Consider the following 4,796-nt stretch of genomic DNA (forward strand, 5'->3'; position numbering starts at 1 on the left):
TTACTCACACTAAAACTGCAAACAGTTAATGTTCCATAAAACACCATTATTTGATCCACAGAATGGAGTTATATGTACCATGCTCATTGTTTTCATAAACCGGGTTGGCCGGATCTGGCATCCATTCTCCATCCACAATGAATTTATAAATAATTTTACCCTGCGGTAAATGCAAATCAAGTTTCCACTGGTTGTTGCGCCAAAGCATTTGATATCCATTTGGATTCCAGTCATTGAATGATCCTGTAACAATTACCTCTTTGGCATCTTCAAAATCAGCCAGCACAAAGGTATGATTCGGTTTATAGACCAGCAGTGAATTGGTAATTTCGCCACTATGCGCAACTTTAGGATTCTCAGGGTCGGGTATCCATTCCCCGTCTACTATGAATTTGTATTCATAATTGCCGGGCCCCAGGTAATATTCTGCCTCCCATAGCGAATCATCCCTATTCATGCGAATATCATTCGGGTTCCAATTATTAAAATTGCCAGCCAGGAAAACATTTTGAGCATCGGGATAACCTTTTAGCGTAAATTGATAACTTTCGCCAATATTGAGCACCGAATTTTCGGTTCCATGTTCATTTTGTGATATGTTGGGATTCGCCGGATCCAATATCCAATCACCATCTACAATAAATTTATAGGTATGGCGGCCATAATCCACATAAGTATCAAGCTCCCACCCTTCTGATGTTTTATGCAAGGGTGCATCTTTGTCTTTCCAGCTATTAAAGCTGCCAGCCAGGTAAACATTTTCAGCCGACTGGTAATTCTCTAACCTGAACGTATGATTCGGAACGAATACAATGGAATTGAAATCACTGACACCGTCGGATTCTTTAAGCAAATTGTGCGGGTCAGGCATCCACCTTCCATCGACTATAAATTTGTAATAATATTTGCCCGGGTCGAGTTCAATTGTTGTTTTCCATCCTTTTCCGTATTTCTCCAGCTGCAGCTCGTTTGTTTGCCAGGTATTAAAAGAACCTGCAAGATAGACTTCACTTGCATCTTCATGACCGAATAAGGTAAACTCAACGTTACCACTCTTACTAAACGTTACAGACTGCCGCCCAAATTGGTTGAACCCGAATGGAACAGGGCCATTTACATAACCAGGCGTACCGCCTGTACGCTCATCATTAAAAATCATTTTCAAAAATATTTCTCCCAGGGTGGGCTGACTTTGCAGCGGTTTTTGAAGAATCACATGATTACGGCCTTTTTTCCGTGCTTGCCACTTTTCGCCATCCACATCAAATGATTTTTGACCGCTAAAAACGCCGGCAACCATCGCGCTATCAAGGTCGTATACTTCGATCAGTTGTTGCTGCAGCGCTGAATCCCAACGGAGGTCGATCTTAAATATCAACTCACCATTCTTTACGGTCAGCACATCGGCAGGCAGGTTTTGAGCTTTGGTTTGCAATGCCCAAAAACTTAATAAAAGCAGTATGACTATTTTAATTTTATCCATAAATCAACTTAATTTAGGGCCATGCTCATGATGCCTTTTCGTGTGTTTATGCGCACAACGCCCTGTTTAAAAAAATCAAAGCCCAACATTCCTTTAATAAAAATGTCATATGCTGCCCGCATTGAGGTCATATCGAGCAACACTACCTGCATGCGCGGGAACGCCTGGCCTGCAAGCGCAAAATCATTCATAACGCCGTAAAGCACCTCAATACGCTCACTATTTGCACCCTGCAGTTTTCTACGGCTGGTAATGGAAATGGTTTTCATCACATTCCGATGATTATTGAAATCCAACACATTATGTTCAGCTCCGGTATCAATGCAAAAACGTACATTTTTTCCGCCAACCGGTATTTTTGTTACAATCACATTATTGATAAAATCAATCTCATGATGAACTGAATACCTGGTTTTATCGGGACAGGGAGCCACATAATTGCCTTTTCTGTCGATACGGTACATGCGCATTGATTTTTGGTTAATATCCAGCACAACCTCGTAATCGCGTATAAATGCAGTACCGATGAGTCCCAGTATTTTAATATTTCTTACATTTTCAATGTGGCCGAGGTTGAGCACATCTGCTTTCAGGTTCTCAAACACCAATCCGGCAAAAGAAAACTGATTGATGTGCTTTGTCCTTCTCTTCATGCGGTTTCCGGTAATGCCCTGCCCCTGACCTTTTGCGGCAGGTTTTGATTCCCGGAAATAAGTGGCATTAAGCACCAGGCCGGGAGCACCTGTATCTAAAATAAAGGAACCGGTTTGTCCGTCTATTTTCCCATCAATCAGTATGAGGTTACCGGCACGCTTTAGCGGAATAACGATGTTATTGGCCCCTGTTTTTTCTTCAACCATCACACCCGGCAGGGCAGCCTTTTTGGCATCGAAGTGCCCCAATTGCGCCAAAACAGAAACCAGTATGATGATCAGGTAATGCGACATAATAATTAATACAAGCCTAAAAATAGTGATTTTGTTCTGTTTGCAGATGTAAAATCCCCTATTTTGATCAGATACCGGCAAGCGGTGGAATGATAGCAGTGTATGCATAAGAAGCAAGCGCAAGGAAACTCCTCACTCAAACGCTCGCTCAAACTCATACTGGCCGGCATGGCTTCGCTCCGTGATGTTAATAACAGGGAGTTTGAGGAGCAACAGGGAGGTGGAACTGCTAATCGGATAAATATAACTAAACTTGATTTAGCTCAAAACTATACTTGTAATCAATTAGTTTTTTTTCTTCTTTATTCTCTAACCATGCTTTTTCTTTATGGCTGATATCAATCATTTCATCCGTTGTTGTTTTCTCAAATCGCATGGCTACTTCAGATAAGATACTCAACTCAAACTCCGAAAATAATTCCTTATTAAATTTCTTATAGGCAGCCGGCTTAAATTGCTCCCCGGTTCCCCCATTTATAAAGTTCGTAAAATGAATATCGACCTCTTCTTTATTGTCCAAATATTCGAAAATACTATTAAATTTATTTGGTACCGGCCCCATTGAGATAGCACGATACTGAATGCCGCTCATTGAAAATCCTGTTCTTTTATACATCAAAAAGTCAGTATAAAACAACAATTTATTTAACTTCGTTTTCCACGGTGCCAGTTGCTCCGCAAAAAATACAACCATCCCGGCAAATTTGTTTAAATCGGGCTTCTTATAACCTGTAAAGGAGGTAGGTAAATAAGTACTAAAAAAATATCTTTCTAAATACTTTTCCTGCTTATTCTCCTTTCTTGCTTCCAATTGTTTTTTAATGTTTTTATGGATTTTCTGAATTGCATTCGTTTCTAATGTTGAACTTAAATCAACCAGCTTTTTAAACTCATGAGGATCATCCACCAGCTGAATCAACCGGGCATTGGATTGACTGGGGACCTCCCCACTTTCATATTGACGGTAACTATTGACACCGAAGCCCAATATTTCAGACATTTTGGTTGCTGATACTCCGTATTTATTACGAATGGCAATAATTTGTTCAGGAAATGGTATGCGATATTTTACCCTGTATTGATTTACGAGTTGATTATAATTCAAATTGGCCAATGCATCATCCTCGAATTGCTCCCCGGTATCTTCACATTCGTATGCATGAAAAAGCACATCAAATGAATTTTTACGAAAACTCATTGTTCGCCATTCTTTCACAATTTTCATTTCCTTGCCGGTAAATGGACTTTTCATCTGTTTATAATTTTGATTTTAGTTGTCAGATGGAACCTCCTTTTCCCTAACAACAAGCCTTTTATATTTATTGCTCCGAATAATCATGCTCGTGTGTGTTTAATGGTTAAACATGGAGGTTTCATATAGTAATAATTTTGATTTTAATGGTCATTACCTGTCCCGATGCAATCGGGATGGAGCTCGCCATGATGAATCAAATTTCCGTCACACAAGGCTTTCAGTTTTATTATAATCATGCAGGTGCGTCAAAATATTTGTCATGGCTCGGTTCATTTCTTTACTTTTTAAATGGATAACTCATGGGATGTTCTGCAATATGGAAAGAGATACACACTGCCTGACTATTCTCTATACCCTTACTGACCTTAATGTAAATCTCCTGATGCTTCACGATTCTCCCAAAGACCCACATGGGCAAAATACCATGCATCTTATCTTCAAGTGGTCCTTCGGAGTAATTTTCAAGTTTCAATGTTTTTATGATCTCTTTGCGCTGATTGGGTGATATTTCCAAATCATGCAAAGTTTGTTGATTCTTCCCCCTGTCATCTCGAAACAGGATGCCAAAAAAATCAATTTTGTAATTCAGATCGCTTAAGTATGTTTCGACTTGCTTTTTAGATACCATAGATTATACAATCGTTGTAAAAATACAACAATAATTTTAATTATACAACTTTAAAGTTTTAATTTTTGTATTTTTACAATAAAAGCCAACCTTAAGGTGATTATATTTTATTTGCAGATGTAAAATCCCCTATTTTGATCAGATACCGGCAAGCTGTGGAATAGTAGCAGTAAATGAATAAGAAGCAAGCGCAAGGAAACTCCTCACTCAAACGCTCGCTCAAACTCATACTGGCCTGCATAGCATCGCTCCGTGATGCAACCAGCAGAGGGTTTTGGAGTTGTTGGGGAGGGGGGAAAGAGGATGTGTATTTGAGAAAAAACCTTTCTTTCTCTATTTTTTCGGTAAAAAAGTAAAACTAGCTGCCACTAACTAAAACCGTATTTTTTCACTTTTTTTAAATTTAAACCTGCTATGTAAACATTTCGTTTATTCATACTTTTCTTACCTTCAGCAAGGTCTGCCATGAAACGATATTCATAG

General features: G+C 39.2%; 5 protein-coding genes. 1 reads left to right on the plus strand and 4 read right to left on the minus strand.

Annotation, left to right across the window (positions count from 1 at the left end):
- Nucleotides 1-46: 46 nt before the first annotated feature.
- From VJ937_RS07485 to VJ937_RS07500, 4 genes are all read right to left on the minus strand, one after another.
- The gene (locus tag VJ937_RS07485) at nucleotides 47-1,483 is read right to left on the minus strand and encodes a glycogen-binding domain-containing protein (RefSeq protein ID WP_324066278.1); all 1,437 of its coding nucleotides are present in this window, start codon (nucleotides 1,481-1,483) and stop codon (nucleotides 47-49) included.
- Nucleotides 1,484-1,491: 8 nt separating this feature from the next.
- Entirely contained in the window at nucleotides 1,492-2,430 is a 939-nt protein-coding gene (locus tag VJ937_RS07490) for a retroviral-like aspartic protease family protein (RefSeq protein ID WP_324066279.1), read from the minus strand.
- Nucleotides 2,431-2,677: 247 nt separating this feature from the next.
- Complete coding sequence (locus VJ937_RS07495; RefSeq protein ID WP_324066280.1) at nucleotides 2,678-3,682, minus strand: type II toxin-antitoxin system antitoxin SocA domain-containing protein; 1,005 nt, start codon at nucleotides 3,680-3,682, stop codon at nucleotides 2,678-2,680.
- 280 nt (nucleotides 3,683-3,962) lie between these two features.
- Entirely contained in the window at nucleotides 3,963-4,313 is a 351-nt protein-coding gene (locus VJ937_RS07500) for a toxin (RefSeq protein WP_324066281.1), read from the minus strand.
- A 173-nt stretch (nucleotides 4,314-4,486) separates the two neighbouring features.
- On the opposite strand from VJ937_RS07500, the gene VJ937_RS07505 reads away from it, so the two are divergent.
- On the plus strand, nucleotides 4,487-4,669 hold the full coding sequence (locus tag VJ937_RS07505; protein ID WP_324066282.1) for a hypothetical protein: 183 nt from the start codon (nucleotides 4,487-4,489) through the stop codon (nucleotides 4,667-4,669).
- Nucleotides 4,670-4,796 lie beyond the last annotated feature (127 nt).

Source organism: Salinivirga sp., from assembly GCF_035268865.1.
GTDB lineage: Bacteria > Bacteroidota > Bacteroidia > Bacteroidales > Salinivirgaceae > Salinivirga.

Bases quoted from the DNA above. Each gene is read 5' to 3' on its own strand.
- VJ937_RS07495 (WP_324066280.1), bottom strand. From the start codon at position 3,682: ATGAAAAGTCCATTTACCGGCAAGGAAATGAAAATTGTGAAAGAATGG.
- VJ937_RS07485 (WP_324066278.1), bottom strand. From the start codon at position 1,483: ATGGATAAAATTAAAATAGTCATACTGCTTTTATTAAGTTTTTGGGCA.
- VJ937_RS07490 (WP_324066279.1), bottom strand. From the start codon at position 2,430: ATGTCGCATTACCTGATCATCATACTGGTTTCTGTTTTGGCGCAATTG.
- VJ937_RS07500 (WP_324066281.1), bottom strand. From the start codon at position 4,313: ATGGTATCTAAAAAGCAAGTCGAAACATACTTAAGCGATCTGAATTAC.
- VJ937_RS07505 (WP_324066282.1), top strand. From the start codon at position 4,487: ATGAATAAGAAGCAAGCGCAAGGAAACTCCTCACTCAAACGCTCGCTC.